The sequence below is a fragment of the Microthrixaceae bacterium genome, from assembly GCA_016702505.1.
In the GTDB taxonomy this organism is placed as follows: Bacteria; Actinomycetota; Acidimicrobiia; order Acidimicrobiales; family Iamiaceae; genus Aquihabitans.
In genome coordinates this window covers 1-23931 of sequence record JADJDU010000009.1, presented here as the reverse complement: position 1 = coordinate 23931, position 23931 = coordinate 1, and the positions used below count along the sequence as shown (strand labels likewise).

27 protein-coding genes and 3 pseudogenes are annotated in these 23931 nt (G+C 68.0%); 16 read left to right on the top strand and 14 right to left on the bottom strand.

All coding sequences use genetic code 11. From position 1 onward, the window contains the following. The first annotated feature begins 131 nt into the window (after positions 1–131). Both IPG97_09895 and IPG97_09890 read left to right on the top strand, forming a co-directional pair. Positions 132–795: pseudogene (locus tag IPG97_09895) on the top strand (response regulator transcription factor). Next, positions 792–2183, top strand: a complete 1392-nt coding sequence (locus IPG97_09890; protein ID MBK6856833.1) for a HAMP domain-containing protein — start codon at positions 792–794, stop codon at positions 2181–2183. The pseudogene IPG97_09895 and the gene IPG97_09890 overlap by 4 nt, the downstream one beginning before the upstream one ends. A gap of 124 nt (positions 2184–2307) precedes the next feature. Here IPG97_09890 and lepB read toward each other — a convergent pair whose 3' ends face one another. Together lepB and IPG97_09880 are read right to left on the bottom strand one after the other, a co-directional pair. Next, positions 2308–2688 (bottom strand): signal peptidase I, encoded by a 381-nt coding sequence (gene lepB / locus IPG97_09885; protein ID MBK6856832.1) that lies wholly within the window; start codon positions 2686–2688, stop codon positions 2308–2310. A 44-nt stretch (positions 2689–2732) separates the two neighbouring features. Then, positions 2733–3308 (bottom strand): hypothetical protein, encoded by a 576-nt coding sequence (locus tag IPG97_09880; protein MBK6856831.1) that lies wholly within the window; start codon positions 3306–3308, stop codon positions 2733–2735. Positions 3309–3502: 194 nt separating this feature from the next. Here IPG97_09880 and IPG97_09875 point away from each other — a divergent pair, with 194 nt between their 5' ends. Next, entirely contained in the window at positions 3503–4387 is an 885-nt protein-coding gene (locus IPG97_09875) for a cation transporter (protein ID MBK6856830.1), read from the top strand. Positions 4388–4530: 143 nt separating this feature from the next. Here IPG97_09875 and IPG97_09870 read toward each other — a convergent pair whose 3' ends face one another. Further along, positions 4531–5058 carry an MMPL family transporter gene (locus IPG97_09870; GenBank protein MBK6856829.1) on the bottom strand — a complete coding sequence of 176 codons (528 nt, stop codon included), beginning with the start codon at positions 5056–5058 and terminating at the stop codon, positions 4531–4533. Further along, positions 5055–6707 carry an MMPL family transporter gene (locus IPG97_09865; protein ID MBK6856828.1) on the bottom strand — a complete coding sequence of 551 codons (1653 nt, stop codon included), beginning with the start codon at positions 6705–6707 and terminating at the stop codon, positions 5055–5057. Before IPG97_09865 ends, IPG97_09870 begins: the two co-directional genes overlap by 4 nt. Positions 6708–6785: 78 nt before the next feature. On the opposite strand from IPG97_09865, the gene IPG97_09860 reads away from it, so the two are divergent. Further along, complete coding sequence (locus IPG97_09860) at positions 6786–7382, top strand: TetR family transcriptional regulator (protein ID MBK6856827.1); 597 nt, start codon at positions 6786–6788, stop codon at positions 7380–7382. Positions 7383–7527: 145 nt separating this feature from the next. Here the strand turns inward: IPG97_09860 and IPG97_09855 are convergent, their stop codons facing one another. Further along, positions 7528–8154 (bottom strand): TetR/AcrR family transcriptional regulator, encoded by a 627-nt coding sequence (locus tag IPG97_09855; protein MBK6856826.1) that lies wholly within the window; start codon positions 8152–8154, stop codon positions 7528–7530. A gap of 72 nt (positions 8155–8226) precedes the next feature. On the opposite strand from IPG97_09855, the gene IPG97_09850 reads away from it, so the two are divergent. Next, positions 8227–8445, top strand: a complete 219-nt coding sequence (locus tag IPG97_09850) for a hypothetical protein (protein MBK6856825.1) — start codon at positions 8227–8229, stop codon at positions 8443–8445. Positions 8446–8539: 94 nt separating this feature from the next. On the opposite strand, the gene IPG97_09845 is transcribed toward IPG97_09850, so the two are convergent. Together IPG97_09845 and IPG97_09840 are read right to left on the bottom strand one after the other, a co-directional pair. Continuing rightward, positions 8540–9223: an ABC transporter ATP-binding protein gene (locus IPG97_09845; GenBank protein ID MBK6856824.1), complete on the bottom strand. Its 684-nt coding sequence runs from the start codon at positions 9221–9223 to the stop codon at positions 8540–8542. Further along, positions 9220–10311, bottom strand: coding sequence for an FtsX-like permease family protein (locus IPG97_09840; GenBank protein ID MBK6856823.1), 1092 nt, complete (start codon positions 10309–10311; stop codon positions 9220–9222). Before IPG97_09840 ends, IPG97_09845 begins: the two co-directional genes overlap by 4 nt. 44 nt (positions 10312–10355) lie before the next feature. On the opposite strand from IPG97_09840, the pseudogene IPG97_09835 reads away from it, so the two are divergent. Both IPG97_09835 and IPG97_09830 read left to right on the top strand, forming a co-directional pair. After that, positions 10356–10634 (top strand): annotated as a pseudogene (locus IPG97_09835) (heavy metal translocating P-type ATPase). Between the two features lie 68 nt (positions 10635–10702). Continuing rightward, on the top strand, positions 10703–10969 hold the full coding sequence (locus tag IPG97_09830) for a hypothetical protein (GenBank protein ID MBK6856822.1): 267 nt from the start codon (positions 10703–10705) through the stop codon (positions 10967–10969). Here IPG97_09830 and IPG97_09825 read toward each other — a convergent pair. Next, positions 10954–11295, bottom strand: a complete 342-nt coding sequence (locus IPG97_09825) for a cytochrome c (protein ID MBK6856821.1) — start codon at positions 11293–11295, stop codon at positions 10954–10956. The genes IPG97_09830 and IPG97_09825 overlap by 16 nt on opposite strands. 275 nt (positions 11296–11570) lie before the next feature. On the opposite strand from IPG97_09825, the gene IPG97_09820 reads away from it, so the two are divergent. Beyond that, positions 11571–11933 (top strand): CrcB family protein, encoded by a 363-nt coding sequence (locus tag IPG97_09820; GenBank protein ID MBK6856820.1) that lies wholly within the window; start codon positions 11571–11573, stop codon positions 11931–11933. Between the two features lie 41 nt (positions 11934–11974). On the opposite strand, the gene IPG97_09815 is transcribed toward IPG97_09820, so the two are convergent. Both IPG97_09815 and IPG97_09810 read right to left on the bottom strand, forming a co-directional pair. After that, positions 11975–12727, bottom strand: coding sequence for a DMT family transporter (locus IPG97_09815; GenBank protein ID MBK6856819.1), 753 nt, complete (start codon positions 12725–12727; stop codon positions 11975–11977). Continuing rightward, positions 12724–13023, bottom strand: a complete 300-nt coding sequence (locus IPG97_09810; GenBank protein MBK6856818.1) for an EamA family transporter — start codon at positions 13021–13023, stop codon at positions 12724–12726. Before IPG97_09810 ends, IPG97_09815 begins: the two co-directional genes overlap by 4 nt. Before the next feature lie 83 nt (positions 13024–13106). On the opposite strand from IPG97_09810, the gene IPG97_09805 reads away from it, so the two are divergent. The 6 genes from IPG97_09805 (at position 13107) to IPG97_09780 (ending at position 18297) form a co-directional block, all read left to right on the top strand. Next, on the top strand, positions 13107–13454 hold the full coding sequence (locus IPG97_09805) for a winged helix-turn-helix transcriptional regulator (protein ID MBK6856817.1): 348 nt from the start codon (positions 13107–13109) through the stop codon (positions 13452–13454). Beyond that, positions 13454–15406: a cation-translocating P-type ATPase gene (locus IPG97_09800; GenBank protein MBK6856816.1), complete on the top strand. Its 1953-nt coding sequence runs from the start codon at positions 13454–13456 to the stop codon at positions 15404–15406. Before IPG97_09805 ends, IPG97_09800 begins: the two co-directional genes overlap by 1 nt. Further along, a complete protein-coding gene (locus IPG97_09795) occupies positions 15399–15740 on the top strand; it encodes a DUF3703 domain-containing protein (protein ID MBK6856815.1) in 342 nt (113 codons plus the stop codon). The genes IPG97_09800 and IPG97_09795 overlap by 8 nt, the downstream gene beginning before the upstream one ends. Before the next feature lie 243 nt (positions 15741–15983). After that, positions 15984–16793 carry a MerR family transcriptional regulator gene (locus IPG97_09790; protein MBK6856814.1) on the top strand — a complete coding sequence of 270 codons (810 nt, stop codon included), beginning with the start codon at positions 15984–15986 and terminating at the stop codon, positions 16791–16793. Positions 16794–16828: 35 nt separating this feature from the next. Beyond that, positions 16829–17104, top strand: coding sequence for a hypothetical protein (locus IPG97_09785; protein ID MBK6856813.1), 276 nt, complete (start codon positions 16829–16831; stop codon positions 17102–17104). Then, complete coding sequence (locus IPG97_09780) at positions 17101–18297, top strand: arsenic resistance protein (protein ID MBK6856812.1); 1197 nt, start codon at positions 17101–17103, stop codon at positions 18295–18297. Before IPG97_09785 ends, IPG97_09780 begins: the two co-directional genes overlap by 4 nt. 361 nt (positions 18298–18658) lie before the next feature. On the opposite strand, the gene IPG97_09775 is transcribed toward IPG97_09780, so the two are convergent. The 4 genes and pseudogenes from IPG97_09775 to IPG97_09760 form a co-directional block, all read right to left on the bottom strand. After that, the gene (locus IPG97_09775) at positions 18659–19360 is read right to left on the bottom strand and encodes a site-specific integrase (protein ID MBK6856811.1); all 702 of its coding nucleotides are present in this window, start codon (positions 19358–19360) and stop codon (positions 18659–18661) included. Between the two features lie 532 nt (positions 19361–19892). After that, positions 19893–20141, bottom strand: a complete 249-nt coding sequence (locus IPG97_09770; protein ID MBK6856810.1) for an alpha/beta hydrolase fold domain-containing protein — start codon at positions 20139–20141, stop codon at positions 19893–19895. Continuing rightward, the gene (locus IPG97_09765; GenBank protein MBK6856809.1) at positions 20138–20614 is read right to left on the bottom strand and encodes an alpha/beta hydrolase fold domain-containing protein; all 477 of its coding nucleotides are present in this window, start codon (positions 20612–20614) and stop codon (positions 20138–20140) included. The genes IPG97_09770 and IPG97_09765 overlap by 4 nt, the downstream gene beginning before the upstream one ends. A 379-nt stretch (positions 20615–20993) precedes the next feature. Beyond that, a pseudogene (locus IPG97_09760) lies at positions 20994–22019 on the bottom strand (Zn-dependent alcohol dehydrogenase). A gap of 596 nt (positions 22020–22615) precedes the next feature. On the opposite strand from IPG97_09760, the gene IPG97_09755 reads away from it, so the two are divergent. Both IPG97_09755 and IPG97_09750 read left to right on the top strand, forming a co-directional pair. Beyond that, on the top strand, positions 22616–23338 hold the full coding sequence (locus tag IPG97_09755; GenBank protein ID MBK6856808.1) for a cytochrome P450: 723 nt from the start codon (positions 22616–22618) through the stop codon (positions 23336–23338). Between the two features lie 88 nt (positions 23339–23426). Next, a partial coding sequence (locus IPG97_09750) for a TetR/AcrR family transcriptional regulator (GenBank protein MBK6856807.1) occupies positions 23427–23931 on the top strand: 505 nt, incomplete at its 3' end.

Genomic DNA, 23931 nt, shown 5'->3' with positions numbered 1-23931 from the left:
AGCCGGTCTGGGTTCTTGGAGCTGGTCATGTTCTGACCGTACGAATGGCCGTGCCAGCAGCTCTTCAGGACAAGGTAAGGGTTAGGCCAGGAACCCCGTAGGCGACGATGCCGGCGTGTCAGGCTGCCGCGGTGCGCTTGTTGTTGGTCGAGGACGACCCCACCATTTCCGGGCCCCTGATGGAGGGGCTCCGCCGGGAGGGCTTCGAGGTCACCCATGCCCAGACCGGGGCGGAAGCGCTCGTTGCGGGGCCGGTCGATCTGGTCCTACTCGATCTGGGCCTCCCCGACCTGGAGGGCCGGGTGGTGTGTCAAGAGCTCCGCACCCGGGGAGCGGTTCCGATCATCGTGGTGACCGCTCGGGGTGCCGAGATCGACCGGGTCACTCTGCTGGACCTCGGTGCAGACGACTACGTGGTGAAGCCCTTCGGTTTCCGAGAGCTCGTGGCACGCATCCGTGCCGTGCTGCGCCGTGCCTCCTCTGAGGGCCTCGCCACTGGCGAAGATCGAGGTCGGGGATCTCATCGTGGACCGTCGAACCCGCACGGTCACGCATCGGAGGCGATCCGTTGCGCTGTCGCCGAAGGAGTTCGACCTGCTCGTCTGCCTCGGCGAAGACCCTGGCGCGGTTCGGAGCCGTGAGCAGCTCATGCACGACGTATGGGACGAGCACTGGTGGGGCTCCACCAAGACCCTCGACGTGCACATCGCCTCGCTCCGCAAGAAGCTCCAGGCTGACCTGATCGAAACCGTTCGATCCGTCGGGTACCGGCTGAAGGTGCCCGACGCCCCATGACGCGGCGACTCCTGCTGAGCTACGTGGCCATCACGATCGTGGTGCTCGCCTTGCTGGAGGTGCCGCTCGGCATCTTCTACGCCCAGCGCGAACGTGACCGCTTCACCGCAGACGTCGAGCGCGACGCGACCGTGATCGCCACGATCTACGAGGACGACCTCGAGCTCAGGCGGATCCCAGACCCCACCGCCGCCCAGCGCTACCGCGACCGCACGGGCGCTCGGGTGGTGGTCGTCGATGCCGCTGGCATCTCCGTGGTCGACACCGGAGCGACCCCACCTCGAGACTTCTCGACTCGACCGGAGATCGCCACGGCGCTCACGGGGGCGCACGCCACCGGCATCCGCCGATCCAACACCCTCGACACCTCGCTGCTCTATGTGGCCGTGCCCGTCGCATCAAGCGGCGTGGTGCACGGTGCCTTGCGCATCACCCTCGATGCAAGCAGGGTCGACGCCCGGATCTACCGGTTCTGGGCAGGGTTGGCAGGGATGGCGGTCGTGATCACAGCCGTCGTCGCGCTGGTCGGCTGGGCGCTCGCACGCTCGGTCACCCGGCCGATCCGCCAGCTCCGCGAGACCGCCACGAGGTACTCGGGCGGAGACCTGTCCGCCGAGGACGGACCGGTGCTCGGCCCGCCGGAGATCCGGGAGCTTGCCGCCACGATGGACACGATGGCCGTTCGCCTGGAGGCCTTGATCGCCGAGCAGCGATCGTTCGTCGCCGACGCTTCACACCAGCTGCGAACCCCGCTCACCGCCCTCCGGCTCCGACTCGAGAACCTCCAGACCCGCCTCTCCGCCGAGGATGCTGCCGAGTTGGACTCCGTGATCGAGGAGAGCGCCCGACTCGCCACACTGGTATCGGACCTGCTCCAGCTCGCCCGAGCCGACGAACACTCGCCGGTCGAAGTCGTCGACCTACGCGAGCTTGTCGCCGACCGAGCCGACATGTGGTCCGCCGTGGCCGACGAGCGCAACATCACGATCGATGTGCGAACGCCGGGTGTGGAGGTTCTGGCTCGTGCTGTGCCGGGCGCCGTCGACCAAGTGCTCGACAACCTGTTGGACAACGCGCTGAACGCCAGCCCCGACCTCGCTGTCGTTCAGCTCGAGCTCATCTCGGGGAGCACCGAGCACGTGTTCACCGTTGCTGACCAGGGTCCGGGGCTCAGCGATGACGACAAGGAACGGGCCCTCCACCGCTTCTGGCGTGGCGATGCCTCGACGCCGGGCACCGGTCTCGGCCTGGCGATCGCTCGGGCCCTCGTCGCCGGGTCCGGCGGCAGGATCGAGATGACAGATACATCAGGCACTGGACTCCGAGTCGCAGTCCACCTGCCTGCAGCAGACCCACCAGAACCGGCCGCGTCGCCACCGGCGCCCTGAAGAGCGCCCATTCGCCTCGTGCCAGGTCCATGGCGGAACGTCGCCCAGCCGCGGGAGTCGTGTCGCAACGACTTCTCCCGACTCGTCCTCCGTGGTTGGACGAACGTCCGGGTGCTCGAATCAGCTATTCCGGGCCGTTCGGGGGGAGTCGCCGGAGCAGGAGGCCGATGATCTCGGCCCGTGCCACGTACGGATTGCGCCAGACGCGTGAATCGCTGGAGGCGTCGCGATTGTCGCCGAGAAGGAAATAGTGGGCTTCTGGCACGTCGAAGGTTCCCCGATAGGTCGAGGGGGTGGCGTGCGGCTCGGCTATGAGATGCCCGTCGACCCACACCTGGCCGCCCTCGAGCCGCAGGTGTTCCCCCGGCAACCCGACGATCCGCTTGACGATGCGACGTTCGAGCTCTCGCGAGTCGACCGCGACCACCGCACCGCGACGGGGCCGATGCCCCCGGCGGGGCCGAATGGTCCACACGAGTTGCCCGTCACGCAGGCCCGGCGCCATCGAATCCGATTGGATGCGAGTCAGCCACAAAGGCTGGTGTGGCATCAGTGGTGGTGCGCGTGGCCGCCCTGGTGGTGGTGCTCGTCCTCGCCCTCGGCGTACTTGTAGAAGTGGACATAGGCCGCGACGTAGTCCCGGGCTGACTCGAGATCGTCGACGTCGAACGACTTCTTGCCCTGGCACGCGTCGAAGCGCTTCTCCAACTCGGTCCAGCGGTCGTCGGGAATGAGCCCGCGCAGTGGTTCGATCGTCCCGGCCTCCAGAGCGGCATCGGCGGCCACCACTTCGGGCGGTAGCTCGGTGCCGGTCGGCTTTATGCCGTCGAAGCCGGCGCCCTCACCCGCCCGGTGGACACGTACGAGGGTCTCCAGAAACCCTCGCTCGGCCAGCGCAGTTCTTTCGCCGCTGGCGGCCAGGGCGGCGTCGAATGCGGAGCGCACCTCGTCCTCACCGTCGGCGTGCACCCACTTCAGGGCATGGTTCACGTTGCCGGTCTCCAGCGCTCGCCGAGCATCCTGCACCGCAGGTCCTTCCTCGGTGTCGCAGTGGGCGGAGGCGGGCTGGATCAGCCTGGCAGTCAGGGATCGGGCGGTGCCAGCGAGGCAGTCGAAGAGATCCATGGTGACTCCTTATCGCGGTGGTGTTGCCCGGATGGCGTCACCCTAGTGCTGGCCGATCGCCCCGAGGGGTTGCGCTTGGTGGCGTACCGGGACGTCGGGACCCCTGGCCGATGACGGTGGATACGCTCGGCGCCATGCCCGGCACAACTCCAACGGTGGACCCGGACGCGCAGCAAAGAACACTCGTCCGGCTGATGCTGCTCTCGGTGGCCGCCGCGGTGGTCACCATCGCGCTCAAGGTTGCAGCAGCGGCCTTGACCGGCTCGGTGGGCTTCCTCTCTGACGCCATGGAGTCGATGGTGAACCTGGTGGCCGCGCTGGTGGGGCTGTGGGCCGTCCGCCTCGCTGCCAGACCACCTGACCTCGCCCACCACTTCGGGCACGGCAAGGCCGAGTATCTCTCAGCGGCAGTCGAGGGAGGCCTGATCTTCGTCGCCGCAGCAGCGATCGTGTGGACGTCGGTGCCTCGCTTGTTCGATCCCGTGCCCATCGAGCAGGCCGGCATCGGACTCGGCCTGTCGACGATCGCCGCGGTCGTGAACCTCATCGTCGGTGCCATCCTCGTGCGAGCGGGGCGACGGTCGCGGTCGATCGCCGTCGAAGCCGATGGGCGTCACCTGCTGACCGACGTGGTCACCTCGGTCGGGGTGCTTGTTGGCATCGGACTGGTGGCGATATTCGATTGGTACGTCCTCGACCCGATCGTGGCTCTCCTGGTCGGCATCAACATCCTCTACACCGGCTACGGACTGCTCCGGCGGTCTGCGACTGGTCTGCTTGGCCTGTCCATTCCCGCCGACGAACTGGACCGGGTCGAGCGGGTGCTAACCGAGTTTCGCACCCGAGGGTCGGTCGACTTCCACGCCCTGCGGTCTCGTGAGGCAGGACGTCAGCGGTTCATCTACGTGCACCTGCTCGTGCCTGCCGACTGGACGGTGAAGCGCGGCCACGATCTCGCCAACGAGTTGTCGGCCGAGATCGACGGTGCTCTGCCCGGAGCGCAGACATTCGTGCACGTGGAGCCGATTGGCGATCCGTCTTCCTACGACCACGACTACCTGCCACCGCTGTCGCCCTGATTCCGGTCAGCCTGAAGAGCGGTGATGTTGGGTGTCGGTACCGGTACCGGCGGAGGAGCGCGGGCGAGCCGTCCGAGGGTCGCACAGGTGATCCTGGTCTACGCGAGGGCTTGGGCTCTCGGTGCGGCTCGGGCCTGGTGGAGTCATGGCTGTGTTTCCATGACAGGGTCGGCGGCGTCGATGTCGGGTTCGGATTCGAGGTCGAGACGGGGCAGGATTCGGTCGAGCCATCGTGGGAGCCACCAGTTCGGTTCGCCGACGAGCGCCATGGTGGACGGCAGGAGGACCATGCGCACGATGGTGGCGTCGACGGCGATGGCGGTGGCGAGGCCGATGCCCATCATCTTGACCACTGGGTCGTCGCTGGCGACGAAACCGAGGAAGACGCTGATCATGATGAGGGCGGCGGCGGTGATCACCTTGGCGGTGGCGCCGAGGCCTTGGACGACGCTGTCGATGTTGGTGTGACCTCGGTGATGTTCCTCGCGTATGCGCGACAGGATGAACACCTCGTAGTCCATGGACAGGCCGAACAGGATCGCGAACATCATCATCGGGACGAACGAGGCGATCGGGACGGCTTCGTCGAGACCGATGAGCGACCGTCCCCATCCCCATTGGAACACGGCCACGACGACGCCGTAGGCGGCACCGATCGAGAGCAGGTTCAAGACGGCTGCTTTGAGGGCACGAGGATCGAGCGGAACACGATCATCAGCAGGAGGAACGACAGCGACACGACTGCTGCGATGAACCAGGGCAGGCGTGCGGCGATCTTGTCGGACTGGTCGATGAATCCCGCCGTGGGTCCACCGACAAGTGCGTTGGCTCCGGAGATGCCCGTTGCGGTAGGGAGCAGGTCGTCGCGGAGTCGGTGGACGAGGTCGGTGGTGGCCTGATCTTGTGGTTTGGTGGTTGGGATCGCCGTGATGAGTCCGGTGTCGCCGGAGGCGTTCAGTTCGGGCGGTGAGACGGCCCGGACACCTGGGTCTGCGGCGACGGTGGCATTGAGGCGGTCGAGCACCGTGGGGTCCGGGTCGGTGCCGAGGTCGACGGCGATGAGCAGCGGTCCGTTGAACCCGTCGCCGAAACCGGTGGCGAGTAGGTCGTACGCGCGGCGATGGGTGGTCGTGGTCGGGTCGGAGCCGGCGTCGGCTTGGCCGAGGCGCATGTCGAGCATCGGGATCGCCAAGGCGACGAGCACGGCGGTGGCGGCGATGCCGGTACGCCACGGGTGGTGGGCGACCCATCGGGCCCAACTGACCCAGCCGCTGTGAGCGGTCTCGGTCGACTCGCGGACCGTGCGGTCATGCTTGGGCAGGACGCGGTGGCGAGCAACGCCGAGCAGTGCCGGCAGGAGGGTGATCGCGACGAGCACGGCAACGGCGACGACGATCGAAGCGGAGTAGCCGAGAGCGGCGACGAACGGGATCCCGGCGAATTGAAGGCCGAGGATCGCGACCACGACCGTGCCACCAGCAACCACGACGGCTTGGCCCGCGGTGGCGTTGGTGCGGCCGATCGACTCGTCGACGTCCATCCCGTGGGCGAGGTGGTCACGGTGGCGACTCAGCACGAACAGCGCGTAGTCGATGCCGACGCCGAGGCCGATCATGGTCCCTAGACGTGGCGCGATGGACGGGATGTCGATCTGGCCGCTCAACAGGCCCACGATCGACAGCCCGGTTGCCAACCCGGCAACAGCGACGCCGATCGGCGTGACCGTTGGGAGGACGGCGCGGAAGGCTACGAACAACACGACCAGTGCGGCGAGCATGCCGATCATCTCGGCGGGGCCCTCGGAACGTTCCTTCAACACGGTCGGCAATTCGCCGCCGAACTCGACCTGCACCCCGCCCTGTTCGGCAGGAGCAGCGGTCTCGAACAGGTCATCCAACGTGGTTCGCCCGAGGTCGGCGGTCGAGCCGGCGAACTGCACGGCGGCGAACGCGGTCGAGCCGTCCGGAGAGATCGAACGTGGACCGGCGAGCGGGTCGGTCACCGTGAGAACACGCTCGAGGGCCGCGACCTCCGCGATCGATGCGTCTATCGCTGCGGCCGCGGTCGGGTCGGTGACGGAGCCTTCAGCGACGTTGAACACGATCATCGCCGTGGCCCCGGCACGTTCCGGGAACCTTTCCTCGAGCAGGTCGACGGCCGCTTGCGACTCGACGCCAGGCACCCGGAAGTCATCGACTGCATCGCCTCCCATGGCTCGGTTCAATCCCACCAAGCCCAGCACCCCGACCACCCATGCCACCAGCACCAGCCGATGGTGAGCGGCAACCCAACGACCCAACCGGTACAGCCCGTTCGACATGACGCACCTCCTTTGGTCAAGGTAAGTGCAGTCACTGCAATAATGCAACCTATGCCGAAATCGAAGTACGATGCCGAGATGGCCGAACCGACCGGACTGCGGGAACGAAACAAGCACGAGCGGCGCCGTCGACTCGAAGATGTCGCTCTAGACCTGTTCGAACGGGACGGCTTCGACAAGACGACCATCGAACTGATAGCGGCCGAAGCAGGTTTGGCGCCCCGGACGTTCTTCTCGTACTTCGCGACCAAGGATGATCTCGTTCTCGGCGACTACAGCGAACGTCTCGATCGCATACTCACCGAGCTCGATGAGCACCCCGAGGAAGAACCCGCCTGGGACGCACTGCGGGCATCGTTCGCCGCGGTCGCCTCCGACTACGAATCCGAAGAACACCGCATCCGACGACGGTTCACGATCATGGCGAACAGCCCTTCAGTGATCGCCCGAAGCCTGCACCTCCAGGCCGGCTGGGAACAGACGCTCGCCGAACGCCTGGCGGCACGGTCTGGCACCGGCGTCGACGACCCCACACCCCGCTTGTTGGCAGCGATGGCGCTTGCCATCATGCGCGTCTCGCTGCAGCACTGGCTCATCACGCCGAACGCACCCGCACTACCGGAACTGGTTCAACACGGTTTCGCCCAACTCGCCAGCGGCCTCACCCCACCGTGACCCATCAATCCGTTGGGTCGGGCCATGGATCTTGAAGACCGGAACTGAGAGGCCACCTCATCGACACGGTCCTCGAGAATCGACTGGCGTCGATCATCGACATCGACGAATGCCTTGCTTTCGAACTGCCGATCGGAGCGAGCTCCTATCCAGTAGATCGGCCGGCGGTCGTGATCCCGCCGAAGACGATTCGGGCCAGCTCGCCGAGGCGCTCTCGAGGATCGCTCACCGTGCCGTCGGCCCAGGCCCGCATCGACGCCTCGAACGTGCGGCCGAGCACCTCCACCATCCGTTCCACCGGAATGTCAGAGCGGACGCGCCCTGCGCCCACGCCTTCGGTCAGGCAGCCCTGGACCTGGGCGAACACGGCCGGCACGGCGGATCCCCCTGGCAGGACGGCGTCATGGCGGATGGGAAGGCTGTATACGAACCTGGCTAGGCGCTCGTCCTCGAGCATGCGCTCCATGCACGCAGCGAGGACCCCCAGCACGTGCTGCTCGATGTCCTCGGCGGCGGGTGGAGCGACCTCGGGGGGGACGGACCCTCCGATCAGGCGTTCGAACAGCTCGCCCAATATCTGCTCGCGCTCGGCGAAGTGCTTGTAGAACGTCGCCCGAGACACGCCCGCTTCCTGCGCGATGTCCTCAACGCGCACGCCGACGTAGCCGCGTTCGTCGAAGAGGCGCAGGGCGGTGTCGAGGATTGCGGTCCGAGTCTCGTCACGGCCACTGGTTCGTCGAGCTCGTCCCCACGCGGGTGCACCACTTGCCATCACACGAGTATAGACACGTGTCGCATCCAGTGGTAGACATGTGTATACGCACACGTATCCAGGGAGGCCCCAGTGGCACACCACCTTGCCAAGCACGCAATCCACGTCGTCTTGATCGTCAGCGCGCTGGTCATGCTCCAGGTCGCCGACGTCCAACTCGGCGCAATCGCGCTGGTCGCGCTGCTCGCCCTCTGCCTCCTCGCGTTCGAGGGTGGTCGGTGGCTGCTGCACCGCCGCGACGCTCAGCGCGCCGCCGCACCGCAGCGCCGGTCTGCAACTCTCCAGCACTGATGACGTCGGCCTGATGGGGCGGCGGTAACCAACTCAGAAGGCCCAACGCCACGCTACGCCTGTCACCTTCATGGCTTCATTGCCCCGGTGATGGTTATGGCGCGCCGTTGTCGACGATTCTGCCGTCGCGGATCGTGACCACCCGGTCGGCCTCGGCGAGGATGTCGCGGTCGTGGGTGACCATCACGGTGGCGACCTGGCGTTGATGGGTCTGGTCGCGCAGGAGTTGCACGATCTCGCGGGCGCGAGCGGCGTCGAGGGCCGAGGTGGGCTCGTCGGCGAGGATCACTCGTGGTGAGTTGATCAACGCTCGGGCGATCCCGACGCGTTGTCGCTCGCCGCCGGAGAGTTGGCCGGGTCGTCGGTCGGCTTTGTCGGATATCCCGACCGCGGCCAGTAGCTCGGCTGCCGTGACGCGTGCCGTTGCCCGGGGGATCCCGGCGAGTTGGGCTTGGTACAGCAGTTGGTCGGTGGAGGTCAGTGCTTCGAAGAGGTTCGACTGCTGGAAGACAAACCCGAGATCGCGGCGGCGGATCGCGGCGCGCTCTCGTGGTGAGGCGGCCGTGATGTCGCTGTCACCGATCACGACTTGCCCGCTCTCTGGCGTGCGTAGCGCACCGGCGACGGCGAGCAACGATGACTTCCCCGACCCTGATGCGCCGCTGACGGCGACCAGCTCGCCGGCGGCGATGGTGAGCGACACGTGGTCGAGGGCGTGGACGCGCTCGTCACCGTCGGCGAAGGACAAGCACACGTTGTGGAGGGCAAGGGCGTTCATGCTGCCGCTCCCAGAGCGATGATGGGATCGACGGAGGTGACCTTGCGAACGCCGACCAGCATGCCGACGGCGCCGGAGACGATCAGGATCGCGGCTGCGCTGAGCACCGTGGCGAGGTCGAGAGCGAACGGCACCTCGCCGCCCTCGATCAGCTTTCCTAGCCCGAAGCCGATAGCGGCGCCGACCGCAGTGGCCGCGGTGAGCACGATCAGGACCTGCCCGAGCGCGTCGCGCAGCACTGCACCCGTCGAGGCACCGAGCGCCTTCTGCAGGCCGATCTCGCTACTTCGCTGGATCGTCCACACCGTGAAGAACGAACCGAGGATCATGGCCGATATCAGGTACATGAAGCCTCGGATGAGCGACATCGTCGACGTTTCTGCGCTGTAGCCAGGTGAGCCGGCGTAGGCCTCGGAGCGGGTCACGATGTCGAGTCCGGCGGCTGTTCCGGCTCGCTTGAGTTCGTCCGAGTTGCCGCCGTCGATGGCGACTACTGATGCGGTGAGTGCGCCGTCTTCGGGGGCGAGATGGGAGACCTCACGCCAATCCGGCAAGGTGACGTACACGGTGTCGACGTGGCCGTAGGTCGCCGTCGGGGCGACCCCGACAACGCTGAGGGTGACCGTGCTGCGATCGATGGCAAGGGTGTCGCCGACGTTCACGCCCTGGTCGATCAGTCCCTGGCTGATGACCGCCGCTCTCGCGGGTGGGGGGCCGTCGGGGAACATCTCGGCGGCGATGAACCCGTCTTCGGCCAAGCCCATGAGGGCCAGGTCGACGTTCAGGTCGTGGTTGCTCGTGGCGTTCACCAGCGTCAGCCCGAACGGTTCGGCGGTGGCGCCCGGCACGGCACTCAAAGCGGCCACCGAGTCACCGTCCACCGTTGAACGCGAGAACGTGCTGTCGGCCCCGCTCTGAAACGCCAGGTGCGTCACCGGCAGTGCCCGTAGGCCTGAGATCCCGTCATCGACCAGGCCGGTCGCGAGGCCCGACAGCAACACGGTTAGCACGGCTACCAGCGCGATCACCGAACCCATCAGAGCGAAGCGGCCCTTGGCGAAGGAAAGTTCGCGCAAGGCGAGGAACATGTTGGGCGTCTCCTGACACGGGCCCGAACTTCGCGACGCCGCGTACCGACGTGGCCATCGAATCGGCCGGGCTGATCCTCGCCAGCTCCGACCCGCGCGCTGTGGTCGGCATCATCAAGCTGTTCAAGGCCGCGTACCGCAAGAGCCTCCAGAACCTGTGGTGGGCCGCCGGCTACAACATCTTGGCCATCCCCATCGCAGCCGGAGCGCTCCAATGGGCGGGTATCACCATGCCCCCCGCACTGGCCGCCATCTTGATGAGCATCTCCACCATCGTCGTCGCCGCCAACGCCCAGCTCCTGCGCCGTGTCGAACTACGACCCGAGGCGATGGCAACCGACGCAAGCGAGACAACCGGCGCGCCAGATCAACAGATGGAAGGAACGAAGACGTGAACCGCCACGAAGCACATACCGGCTCGGACCGAGGGCTGCTCATCGCGCTGGCGATCTGTTGCGCCGGCCCGATGGTGTTGATCGTGGTCCTGACCTCCGTGGCAGGCATCGCACTCGGTCCAGCCGCAGCGGTGTCGCTCGGGCTCGTCGCCGCAGGGGTGTGCGTCGCCGTCATGGTCCAACGCCACCGAGGACCCCAGCACCGGCCATCCGAAGACACCGACGCCCCGACCTCACACCGCCGGGATCACTCCGGCGGGTAGGGCTCGAACCCGTTCAGGTCCTGCTGTTCGCGAACGTAGCCGATGATCAGGTCGATCTCGTCTTCGTCGAGCCCGGCCACCGGTTCCATGTCGCCGAACTGCCAGTGGTGCGCACGCGTGCCCTGGGTGATCGCGGCCCGGAACGACGCATCGGGATGGTGGTCCAGTGCGTAGACCTGCGACAGGTGCGACGGCCCCTGGTCGGTGCCCCGTAGATCGCTGCCATGGCAGGAAGCGCACGACTGCTCATAGAGCGCCGCGCCGTCGATGGCGGTTGCTGCCTCGGGGTCATCGTCGCCGCCCGAGCACGACACCACCGCAACCATGGCTACGGCAGCCACGAGGACGGCTCGTGCCCGGTGCGAGCGCTTGGACGTCGAAGTGGGCTCCACGTCGAGACGGTACCTCCCGTCTGCGGGAGTCGACCTCGTTTCGACTTCCGGCGACGGAGCGTTTTCGCAGTGGGCTGCCGGCCAGCTCCGCCGAGCTGGTTCGAACCTGGTGCCGAGACAGATGCGTAGGCTCCGAAGGGCGATGGAGCTCGCCGACGAAACCGCCCACGGTGGGCTGATGGCTCCTACGAATCGAGGAGGAGCGATCCATGCCGACAGTGCTCGTCGCAGTGGCCGGAGCTCTCGGTGCGGTCCTGCGCTATCGCATCGGGCTCGCGGTCGGGGTCCGGACGTTTCCGTGGGCGACGTTGGGCGTCAACATCTCCGGCTCGTTCCTCCTGGCGTTGGTCCTCACCGGGCCTGCGGTGGCGCGCTGGCCGACCGTCACGAGTACCGCTGTCGCCGTCGGGTTCCTCGGGGCGTACACGACGTTCTCGACCTTCGGGTACGAGACGTTCACCCTGCTAAGGGACGAGCGGACCGCCGAGGCCGCGGGCTACGTGGCCCTGTCGCTCATCGGCGGACTCGCCGCAACCGGCCTCGGCTACCTCGCCGGTCGCGCCGTGACCTAACCCGCCGCTCCAACGGATGAGGCGGGTCTCGTTGCCTGCCCTCACTCGTGGGGATGGTGGTGGTGAAGGTCCGGGACGTGGGGGTGGTCGTGCACGAGGACCTCGTCGTGGGTGTGGCGATGGCTGTGCCGGCCGACGAACACCGCGGCTCGGTCGGGGTGGGCATGGTCGTGGTGGTCATCGGGGTGGGAGTGCTCGTGGTCGTGGGAGGTTCGCTCGTGGCGGTGCCGATGACCGTGGGCCGAGTCGAGTGACAGGCCAACACCGACCGCGGCGAGGACGATCGCGGCGAGTTGTGTCCCGGACACGGTGTCGCTCAGGAACAGCCATGCCCCGACCGCGCCGATGAATGGGGCGGTGGCGAAGATGACCTGGGCCCTGGCTGCGCCGAGGTCGCGTGCACCCTTCACCCACCAGGTGATGGACAGTCCGTAGCCGGTCGCCCCGATGACCAGCGCCCCGAACAACCCGCCGATGGTCAACGCCCCCGTCCCGTCGGATGCGATCGTCACGCCGAGCACGGCGTTGACCGATCCGGCCACGAGTCCCTTGGCCAGCACCACGGTCTCGGGCGACAGATGTTCGATCCGTGCCGTCACGCAGTTGTCGAGGCCCCAGCAAGCGCACGCGGCCGCGACCAGCAACGCGCCGACGCTGACCGTCCCGCCCGGCGCCCACACCAGCAGCATCCCGGCGGCCGTGATCAACCCAGCGGCCAGCAAGACACGACGGCCGAGGTGCTCACCGAAGAAGAGCCCGGCGAACACGACCGTGGCGACCAGCTCCAGGTTCAACAAGATCGACGCCGTCGATGCTCGACCCGGGCCAGGCCAAGCACCAACAGCGCCGGACCGATGCCCCCTCCGGCGACCACCGCCACCGTGAGCGGAGCCCATCCGTCGCGCAGCGCGGCGCGATCTGGTGGCCGGCGCAGCACCGACGGCAACACCATGGCGGCAGCGCCCAGGTAGAGCAGCCCGGCGAGGAGCAGCGCCGACATGTCCGTCGCCAGCACCGATGCGGCCGGCGCGGACGCGCCGAACAGCGCGGCCGCTCCCAGAACCCGGAGCACACCACACGTTTCACTCACCAAGTCTCTCGCCTCGTTCGCCGAGCGGTCCAGAGTCGGAGGATCTTGATGCGCTGATGTAATCAGTGGATTATGATGATCAGATGGAGATGATTGCTGTCGAGACAACCGAGGTGGAGGTGGCGGCTCGGCTCTTCCACGGGCTCAGTGATCCCACCCGGTTGTCGATTCTGTTGGCGCTGCTCGATGGTGAGCTTCCGGTCCGTTCGATCGTTGAGGCGGTGGGCACGTCGCAATCCAACGTGTCGAACCACCTTGCGTGTCTGAAGGGCTGCGGGCTGGTGGTGGATCGGCCGGGGGAGCGCAGGCAGGTCTTCTATGCCATCGCACAGCCCGAGGTCGTCGAGCTGTTGCGGGCGTCTGAGCGGCTTCTCGCCGAGAACGGTCAGCGAGTGCGACTGTGCGACAACCCGATGATGGGTGAGCGGTGATGGCCGATGCCTGCTGTGGCGGACCGCCGCCCTCGGCGCCCGACGAAGATGGTGCCCATACGGTGCAGTGGCGGGCGCCGGCGGCGGTCATCGCGGCGCTGGCCTGGCTCGTCGGTGTCATCGCCGGTTTGAACGACCTCGGAGCTCTCGCCGACGGCGCCTTCATCTCTGCTCTGGTCGTCGGCGGGGCCACGTTCGTCCCCGGCGCTCTCGCCGCGCTGGCTCGGCGGCGCCTCGGTGTCGGCTTGTTGATGACGGTGGCCGCCATCGGCGCGACCGTGCTCGGCCAGCTCGGCGAGGCCGCGGCCCTGGCGTTCTTGTTCTCGGTCTCTGAAGCGCTCGAGGAGTGGGCGATCACCAAGTCGCGACGGGGACTTCGCGCCGTGCTGTCGTTGGTGCCCGACGCCGCGACGGTCCGCCGTGGCCACGACACCGCTGAGGTGCCGGTGGGCGAGATCGTCGTGGGCGATGTGCTCGTGGTGCGGACCGGGGACCGCCTCCCGACCGACGGCCGGGTGGTGGAGGGCAGCTCCTCGCTCGACGTCTCGGCCGTCACCGGCGAAGCGATTCCTGTCGAGGTCGGAGTCGGCGACGACGTGCTGGCGGGCAGCGTGAACGGCGGCGGTCTGCTCGTCGTGTCGGCGACGGCACCTGTCGCCGACAGCACCCTGTCGCGCATCGTCCGTGCCGTCGAGGAGGCCCAGGACCGCAAGGGCAACGCGCAGCGCCTGGCCGACCGCATCGCCGCACCGCTCGTCCCCGCCATCATCGGCGTCGCCGCCGCGGTCGCGGTGATCGGCGCACTGGTGGGCGATCCCGGATTGTGGTTCGAACGTTCGCTCGTGGTGCTGGTGGCGGCGTCGCCGTGCGCGTTCGCCATCGCGGTGCCGGTCACGGTCTTCGCGTCGGTGGGATCGGCCACCAGGGCCGGACTGGTCATCAAGGGCGGTGCCGCACTTGAAGCGTTGGCGGCCGTGCGGGTCGTCGCGCTCGACAAGACCGGCACCCTCACCCGGAACCGACCGGTCGTCATCGAGACGGTCACCTCCGCCGGATCCGGCCCCGACGACGTCCTCGGGGCTGCGGCGGCGCTCGAGGCCCAGAGCAACCACCCGCTGGCCGCCGCCATCACCACCGCGGCGCGAGACGCCGCCGTCACGTTGGCACCCGTACGGGACCTCGTGACCCTCGCCGGCCACGGCCTCGAAGGCACCGTGAACGGGCAGCGGGTGCGGGTCGGCAAGCCCGGCTACATCGCCGCCACGACGCTGACCGACGATGTGGCTCGCCTCCAGGCCTCAGGGGCAACGGTCGTGCTCGTCGAAGTCGACGGCATCACCATCGGCGCCCTCGCGGTGCGCGACGAGCTGCGCCCCGAAGCCGGCGCCGTGGTCAGCGAGCTGCGATCTGGGGGCATGGCCGTGGCGATGCTCACCGGCACCAACCAGACGACCGCGTCGGCCATCGCACAACAGGCACAGATCGACGACATCGCGGCCGGTCTCCTCCCGCAGGACAAGGTCGAACAGATCACCAGGCTCAGCGAGTACGGCCCGGTCGCGATGGTCGGCGACGGCATCAACGACGCGCCCGCGCTCGCGTCGGCCGCCGTCGGCATCGCAATGGGTGCCGCGGGGACCGACGTGGCGATCGAAGCCGCGGACGTCGCGATCATGGGCGACGACCTCGGCCACCTCCCGCCACTGTTCGAACACGCCCGCCGCACCCGGACGATCATGGTGCAGAACCTCGTGTTGTCCGGGTCGATCATCGCCGTCCTCATCCCCGTCGCCGCCCTCGGATGGCTCGGACTCGGAGCTGTGGTCGCCCTGCACGAGGTGGCCGAGATCGCGGTCATCGCCAACGGCCTGCGCGCTCGCCGACCTGTCGCCGCCCCGACAGCAGGCGAACACCAAACCCACCGACCCACACCCGAGCATGCCCATGCCTGAACGACCCCGCCGCTCCGACGCTGCGATCCGCGCCTGGATCAGGACCGAGCTCGCGTCCGCTCGGGCCTCCGCAGATCCGTGGCTCGAGCTCGAGCGGGCCCACATCGTGTCCCAGCCCTACGCCGTCCTTCACACCCGGGTGCACCTGGCCATGTTCCGCCGAGCCCTCACCGACCGAAACGAGAAGGAGACGCTGGGACAGGTTGTCCGCATCGTCGTCGCCGGTCCCGGTTCACTCGCCGGCCGATACCCCCGAGGCAACATCGGCACCACCGCCATGGGTCTCTTCGAGACTGCCGACGTGCCACCGGACCTGGCCCAACTGGAGCGCTAGCCCCCAGGGTCATCCACCGAAGGACCAGGAGGTTCGAATGGAAATCTCGTGCGCTGAATGCGGATGCCTCGTGGAGCGAGGCGTCATCACCCGCCCTTGCCAGACCCACCCAGACTGCTGCTGTCGGGACCTCGAGCTACGAGCTGAAGACCTTCCGAGATAGCTGCCACGTCGACAAACCGACGAAAAGAACTATGAAGATCACTTGACCTTCGAGTCGGGTCGAAGCCTTACGGTGAACTCATGACCACCACAGAAGCCCGGCAGGGCCGGTACCTGATCGCCGAGGCAGCCGAACTCTCGGGCTTCGCCGCAACGACCCTGCGGTTCTACGAGGACGAGGGTGTTCTCGCCCCTGCGACCCGAAGTGCAGCGGGATACCGAATCTATGGCGACCGCGACGTGGAGCGACTCCGCCTGATCGCACGAGCCAAGGAGCTCGGATGCACCTTGGAGGAGATCAAGGGCCTCGTCGAGGCGTGGGACGCCGATCAGTGCGCCCCGGTGAAACACCAGCTGCGAGACCTGGTGTCATCGAAGGCGATCGAGGTCGATCGGCGCATCGCCGAGCTCACCGAACTCGGCCGCCAGCTCCGGGCGACCTCCGCGACGCTCGCGGTGGCGCCGGTCGATGGGCCCTGCGATGGCACCTGTGGTTGCGCCACCAGCCCCGCATCGTCCGCCGAGTCCCTCGGATGTGGGTGCGGCAGCACCACCTGTGCGACGGCGAGCTCCACGGTGGTTTTGGGGGCATCGATAGCCACCGGCGCGACGTGTTCGTTGGACGGCGGGCAGATGGTCGAGCGGATCGCACGTTGGCGACGCCTCCTGGAATCGGCCACCCGACGCGCCGAGACGCCCGACGGAGTGCGGTTCACGTTCGACTCCTCAGACACGCTGGTCGAGCTGGCCGGCCTGGTTGCCGCTGAGCAGGAGTGTTGCTCGTTCTTGCCGTTCGCCCTCACCGTCGACTCGGCAGGTACCACCCTCGAGGTCGCTTCGCCGCCCGAGGGCGCTGCTTTGCTGGCCCAGGTGTTCGGGGCAACGTCGTGAGCGCCCCGGCCCCCAAGAGGTCCGCCGCAGGCACCATCGGGTTCGGTGTCGCGGCCTGCGCCGCGTGCTGCGCCGGCCCGATTGTCGCGTTCCTGGCTGCCGCGGGGCTGCTCACCGCGGGAAGCGTCGCCATGTTCGGACTCGCTGGTCTGCTCGTGACGATCCCCGCCGCGGTGTGGTTCCGACGCCGACGCGCCACGAAGACCACGTGCGCCGCCCCGGACGTCGTACCGGTCGAGCTCTCGACGCGGCCAGCGAACACGACCACCGATCCAAGCCGAACCGACGGTGCGACCGTGACGACGAGGTGACCCGTTGGCAGGTCCCGGTGGTACTGGGCGCAGTCGCCATCGGCTTGATCATCGGACTCACCACCGACGTCGGCGACCAGGCCGAACGCCTGGTCGTCCCGGCGCTGGTCGCACTGCTCGCCCTCACCTTCGCCGGCGTCCACGCGGATGCGTTCACCGACGCGATCCGCCCACACCCCCGCACCGCGTGGGTCAGTCTGATCATCAACTTCATGTGGGTGCCCCTACTGGCCGGCGCGCTTGGCTGGGTGTTCTTGTCCAACGACCCGGACCTGCGCATCGGTCTGGTCATGCTGCTCGTCACGCCGTGCACCGACTGGTACCTGGTGTTCATCGCGACCGCACGAGACAACGGCGCACTCGGCGCCGCTCTGCTGCCGGTGAACCTGATCCTCCAACTCGCGCTGTTGCCGATCTTCGTCGTCGCGCTGACCGGCACCGCCGCTGACGTCCCCATCGGAGACCTTCTCGTCAGTGTCGCGGTGGTGCTCGGTGTCCCACTCGCCGTTGCGGTGGGTGCCCGGTTCGCAGCGACGAAGGCCGGGGCCAGCGAACGTCTCGACTCGCTCCTCGACCGATCAGGCACGGTCGGACTCGCACTGCTCGCAGTGGCGGTCACCGCGATCTTCGCCGCCCACGCCCAACTCGTCGCCGACGAACCCGCTGCGCTGCTGCGGCTTCTCGTTCCGCTCCTCGCGTTCTTCGTGGCCGCGTACCTGGTCGCCAACATCGTGGCGACCCGCCTGGACCTCGCTCACCCCGAGCGGGTCACCCTCGCCATGACGACGATGGCCCGAAACTCACCGGTCGCCCTCGCCATCGCCACCACCGCGTTCCCCGATCAACCGCTCATCGCCGTCGCACTCGTCTTCGGCCCCCTTCTCGAGCTGCCCGTCCTGGCTGGCGCTTCCCAACTCTTGCACGACGCACAGAAGTTTCGACCTCGTAGGCGAGTCGAACGACGCGAGGCGGTCGCAGCACTGGCCCCTGCTGCCGGACGAAGCCGAACGAGTCGGAACCGATGGCGCGATCGAATCCGTCTCGGATCATCAGGGGAAGTAGCGACGTCTTCGCGAGCTGCGATCGCCGACCGGGCGGCGAGCCGACGTGGCAACTTCGCTTGGCCCGAAGATCATCGAGTGCAACAGGTGAGGCACCATGGTGAGGGCATGCTGCGGCGACCCGCGTCCTAGGGTTGGGAATCCTTCGGCGGCGACGGAGCGCCCCCGGTTTCGGTAAATGACTTCTACTATTTCTTCTACTGTGCCACCCGGTACAGCGGTTTACAGGATGGTATGGAGATTGTAGGGTGAATCGAGAAACCCCAGCTCAAGGGCACTATCTGGTACGCATTGGTACGGGTTGAGAGCAAGACCATTTAGCTCATAACCCGAAGGTCGCAGGTTCAAATCCTGCCCCCGCCACCATGTGAAAGCCCAGGTCACCGACCTGGGCTTTCGTCATTCTCGGACCGGCGTCACCGGCGACGTCTACCGGCTCGTCGGTGGTCGAGTCTGTGACCTGGGGTTACGCGAGCAGCGGGCCGGTAGACGTCTACCGGTCGGCGGTGGCGATCATGGTGGCGAAGCGGTCGGCCGCGGCGGCGCTCATGCCGGGCAGCAGGTGCTGGTAGGTGTGCATGGTGAAGGCGGGGTGTGCGTGGCCGAGGCGTTCGCTGACGACCTTGACGTCTTCTCCGGATGCGATGAGCAGCGATGCGTGGGTGTGTCGCAGGTCGTGGAACCGCACCCGAGGGACCTCGGCGCTGGTGACGATCCGCTCGAAGAGCTGGCTGATGGACTGGGGGTTGAGGTAGCGGCCGGCGGTGTTGCAGAACATCCAGTCATCGATGCCGCCGGGGAGCCCGTCGCGCTGGAGTCGTCGCCGCCACGTCGACAGCAGAGCGACGGTGCCGGCGTCGAGTTCGATGCTGCGTCGGCTGGTGCGGGTCTTGACGCCGAACTCGACGGGTTGGCCGCCGACGCATTGGAGGGTTCGGCGGATGGCGACGCGTCGCTGCGCGGCGTCGAGGTCGCACCACTTGAGTCCGACGATCTCGCCGGCGCATGCCGGTGTGGGCGGCGAGGTGGAGGGCGGGGTAGAGGCGGTGGGGGCGGGCGGCGTCGAGGAATCGGGCCAGCTCAGTGTCGGTCCAGGTACGTGCGACGGCGTTGCCGGCTCGCGTCGGGCGCAGGTGGGCCGCGGCGGCGACGTTGCGTCCGACGAGCTCGCGCTGCACGGCGAGTTGGAGTGCAGCGCGGATGATCATGTGCACTTCGCGGACGGTCTTGGGTGCGAGGCCGTCGTGGTGTCTGCCGCTCAGTCGTGGCGAGTTGGCCGTAGAGGTTCTCGAGGTGGTCGAGACGGAGACGGCGCAGCGGGATGTCACCGAGGGCCGGGTTGATGTAGCGGTCGACGAACCACGCGCCGGTAGGCGGTGGTCGCTCGGACCTGTCGCCGCTTGCGAGGCAGCCAGGTCTCGGTGAGGAACTCTCCGACGGTGATCGAGCTCCGGCCTTTGGTGGTGGCACGTCGCGGTTGGCTGCGAGTCGGGCCGCCAGGGCTTCGGCCTCGCCACGGTCGTGGCCGGCGGGGTGCCATCGTCGACGTTCTCTGCCGGTGAGTGGGTCGAGGCCGTCGTAGGCGACGACGTAGAAGCGGTCCTGGCGTTGGATGACGTAGCTCATGGCGTCAGCGTGAACTGCTTCGACGCCAACCAGAAGGGTTGGATGGTTGCGAGTGTGACCGAAGGGCGGATGCCGGCGTCGAGGCCTACGGGTCGGCGGGTTCAGTCCGCGAGCTTCGAGCCGGATCGCGGCGTGATGCCGTGGCGGAGTGCCTCGGTCATCGTGTTGCGAAACGCCCGGGAGGTGGGTGCTTTGGGGCGGATGCTGTCGGCGCCGTGGAAGAGGCCGGGCAGGACGTCGAGCTCGCAGGTCACCCCGGCTCGTCGGAGACGAGCGGCGTAGGTGACGGCCTCGTCGTGGAGCAGGTCGATGTCGCCGACGCCGATCCATGCTGGTGGAAGGCGGCTCAAGTCGGTGGTGCGTGCCGGCGCGGCGTAGGGAGCGGTCGTCGTTTGGGGTGGGGCGGTGTCCGAGGTAGGACGTCCACCCGAACCGGTTGGCGGCAGGGGTCCACGAAGGATCGCGTTCGGGGCGGTGGTCGCAGGGGTCGAGCGGTCGTCGAGCATCGGGTATTCGAGAGCTGGAAGCAGATCGGGGCCTGCCGCGGTCGTGCGACCTGGCATAGGACCGCGGCGAGCATGCCGCCGGCGCTGTCGCCGCCCACAGCGATTCGGCTGCGGTCGACGCCGAGGTCGTCGGCGTTGTCGTGCAGCCAGCACAACGCGCCGTAGCAGTCGTCGAGCGCAGCGGGGAAGGGGTGCTCAGGGGCGAGGCGGTAGTCGACGCTCGCGACGAGCAGGTCGATCTCGTTGGCCCAGTGGCTGCACTTGGCGTTGCCTTGCTCGGGTGAGCCCAGGACGGTCCCGCCGCCGTGGATCCACACCAGCGCGGCCGATGGGCGTGTCCGTTCGGATCGTTGGTAGGTGACGATCCGGATCGGGCGCCCATCGGCGCTGGGCACGTTGGTCGATGCGATCGACACGCCGCGTGCGACGGGGAACTCGACGTTGCTCATCCTGCGCATGGCCTTGAGGTGACGGGGTCCGCCGGGGGCGACGGGGAGGAACATGATCGGGGTGCGCAGGTCGGGTGCGACCGTACGCAGCGCAGCTGCGTCGCGGTAGAGGTGGCGGGCACCGACGGCGCCGGCCGCGACGACGAGCGCCCATCGGACGTACGTCGCTGGTGGGATGACTCGGGATCGGCTCATGACAGTGGTGGCAGATGACCGAGCGGATCACGTCGCCGCGGGCGACGGCTTCGAGCGCGTCGTTGACCTCGTCGAGCCGGATGCGTCGGGTCACCATCGAGGTCAGGTCGAGTCGGCCGGTCTCGGCGAGCTTGACGAAGCGGGGGAAGTCGCGCCGCACGTTGGCCGAGCCGTACATGCAGCCCATGAGCCGCTTGTCGTTCGCCATCAGGTCGACTGCCGAGAACGTGACGGTGGCGTCGATGGCGTCATGCCGATGAGGACCGCGGTGCCGCCCTTTCGGATGGTGGCGTAGGCCTGGCTGATCGTCTCGGGTCGCCCGAGGACCTCGAAGGCGTAGTCGGCGCCACGCCCCGCGGTTGCGTCTCGGATCTGTGCGACGGGATCGCCGGCGGCGGGATCGACCAGGTCGGTGGCGCCGAACGCCTCGGCCTGGCGGCGCTTGTGGTCGAGCGGGTCGACGGCGAGGATCCGCGCCGCGCCGGCGATGCGAGAGCCTTGGATGACGGCTTGGCCGACGCCTCCGCAGCCGATCACCGCGACGCTCGATCCCGGCTGGACCTAGGGGTGTTGAGCGCTGCGCCGACACCGGTGGTGACGCAGCCGATCAGCGACCTCTCCGCTGGGCAGGTCGGTGCGCACCGCCACGACCATCGCCTGGTCGGTGATTAGCTCGTCGGCGAAGGTGCCGAGCCCCGAAATGCCGGTCACCCGTGAAGCCGTCGCGGCGCTGGCCTCGACTGGCGGACATCACCGCGCCGCCGCCTTCGCAGAGTTCTGACCGGCCGTGGAGGCAGAACCAGCAGTCGCCACAGGCGGGGATGAACGAACAGTGGACCCGGTCACCGACCGAGACCCGGGTGACCGACTCGCCGATCTCGATCACGGTGCCGGCACCCTCGTGGCCGAGGATCACCGGCAGCGGATAGGGCAGACAGCCTTGGCGGATCAACAGGTCGCTGTGGCACACCCCGGTCGCGTCGATGCGCAGGCGCACATCGCTCGGACCGAGGCCCGGTGGCGTCAGCTCCTCGATCGTGAGCGCCTGTTCGTAGTTTCTCAACACCGCTGCACGCACGAACCGGAACCTCCCGAAGGCCAGTGACCCACCGAATATTCGTGTACTGTACGCATCTCGCTACCCGCCGGTCGAGGAGGTCGTCGTGACAGAGGTGGATCGCCTGTTCGACCCCGAGATCGTCGAGTGCCCTCACGCGTACTACGCCGAGCTGCGCGAGCTGGACCCGGTCCATCGCGTTGCTGGCACCGATGCGTTCGTCGTCTGCCGTGCGGATCTGATCAAGGAGGTGGTGGGCGATCCCGGCCGCTTCACCAGCACCACCGGCGAGTTCCTGTACCGCGATGAGCACGGCCAGGTCGGGCTGCGGCCGCCTCTGGGGTTGGCCGGTCATGACGAAGACATCCCGGCGATCCTTGCGACTGCTGATCCGCCGACCCACACCCGCCAACGGGCGCTGCTGAGCCGCATCCTCTCGACCGGGGCTATGAAGGCTCGTGAGGACGAGTACCGCCAACTGCTCGACGAAGCCCTCGAACCGGCGCTCGAGGCCGGCCGGGTCGAGTGGATGAGCGAGGTCGCAGAGCCGCTCCCGATGCTGATGGTGACCCGCCTGCTCGGCGTCGCCGACGAGGAGGCCGCCGTCCTCGGGGCCTATGGGCTACGCCGCCGTCGAGCTCATCGGCGGCTTCGTCACCGAGGCCGACGCCCCCGACCTCCAAGCCAAGCTCGTCGAGCTCGGCCCCGCGATCGACGCGCTCACCACGCAACGCCAAGCGGCCGAGCCCGACACGTCGACCATCATCGGCCTGTGCGCCCGCGCCCTCGCCGACGGACAGATCGACGAGCTGGAAGCGATCGGCCTCCTCGCCGTCCTCCTGTCCGCCGGCGGCGAGTCCACCACCAGCCTCCTCGGGGCCGGCGCGCGGATGCTCGCCGAGCGACCCGACCTCCAGGACCGGCTGCGCGCCGACCCGTCGCTCATCCCGACCTTCGTCGAGGAGGCCTGCCGGGTCGAACCGCCCTTCCGCGGCCATTACCGGCGGGTGGTCTCCGACACCACCCTCGGCGGTGTCGCCCTGCCGGCAGGATCGCGACTGGTGCTCGCCTGGCCGGCCGCCAACCGGAGCGACGACCTGGGAGGCGACCAGATCGACGTCGATCGGGCCAACGCCCGCCAGCACCTGGGTTTCGGGTGGGGCCTTCACCTCTGCATCGGCGCGCCACTCGCTCGCATGGAGGCCCGGGTCACCTTCGAGCAGCTCCTGTGCCGCACCCGATCCATCACCGTCGATCCCGACGCCGAGCTCCGCCACCATCCGAGCCTCATGGTCCGCCGACTCACCAGCCTTCCCCTCGTGCTCGAACCTGCAACCTGACCTTCGCCGCCTACGCGGCACGACGCCAGCGGCAGGCGGCACCGCCAAAGGGCCGAGCCGTCCGACCTCTCTCGATCAGGTCACTGTCATGCCCGATCCTGAAGCCCTCACCAACCAACCTCCACGAGGCCCCGGCCGACCGCGCGTGCTCGACGACGCCGACGTCGTCGATGCGGCGTTCAGGGTGATCGAGGAGCACGGGTTCGCCAAGCTCTCCATGCGCGCTGTTGCCCGGGAGCTCGGCGTTCCGACGATGACGATCTACGGCTACGTCCCCAACAAGACAGCGCTCGACGCGCTGCTCATCGACCGCATCCTCAGCGAGGTCCGAATCCCCGAACCAGTGCAGGGCACGTGGGACGAACGCCTCCTCATCCTTGTCTGCGACGCCCGCCGAACCCTCGTCGAACGCCCCCAGCTCAACGCGCGCCGAGCCGAGCTCGGCGCAGGCGCGCTCGCGCTGCTCAGCAGCGGTGGCTTCGGGCGAGAAGCATCACGCCTCGCCGACGGCGTGATCGACCTCCTCCGCCAGGGCGGCTTCCGACCCGACGATCTCCACGACTGCTTCACCACCCTCTTCATCTACGTCACCG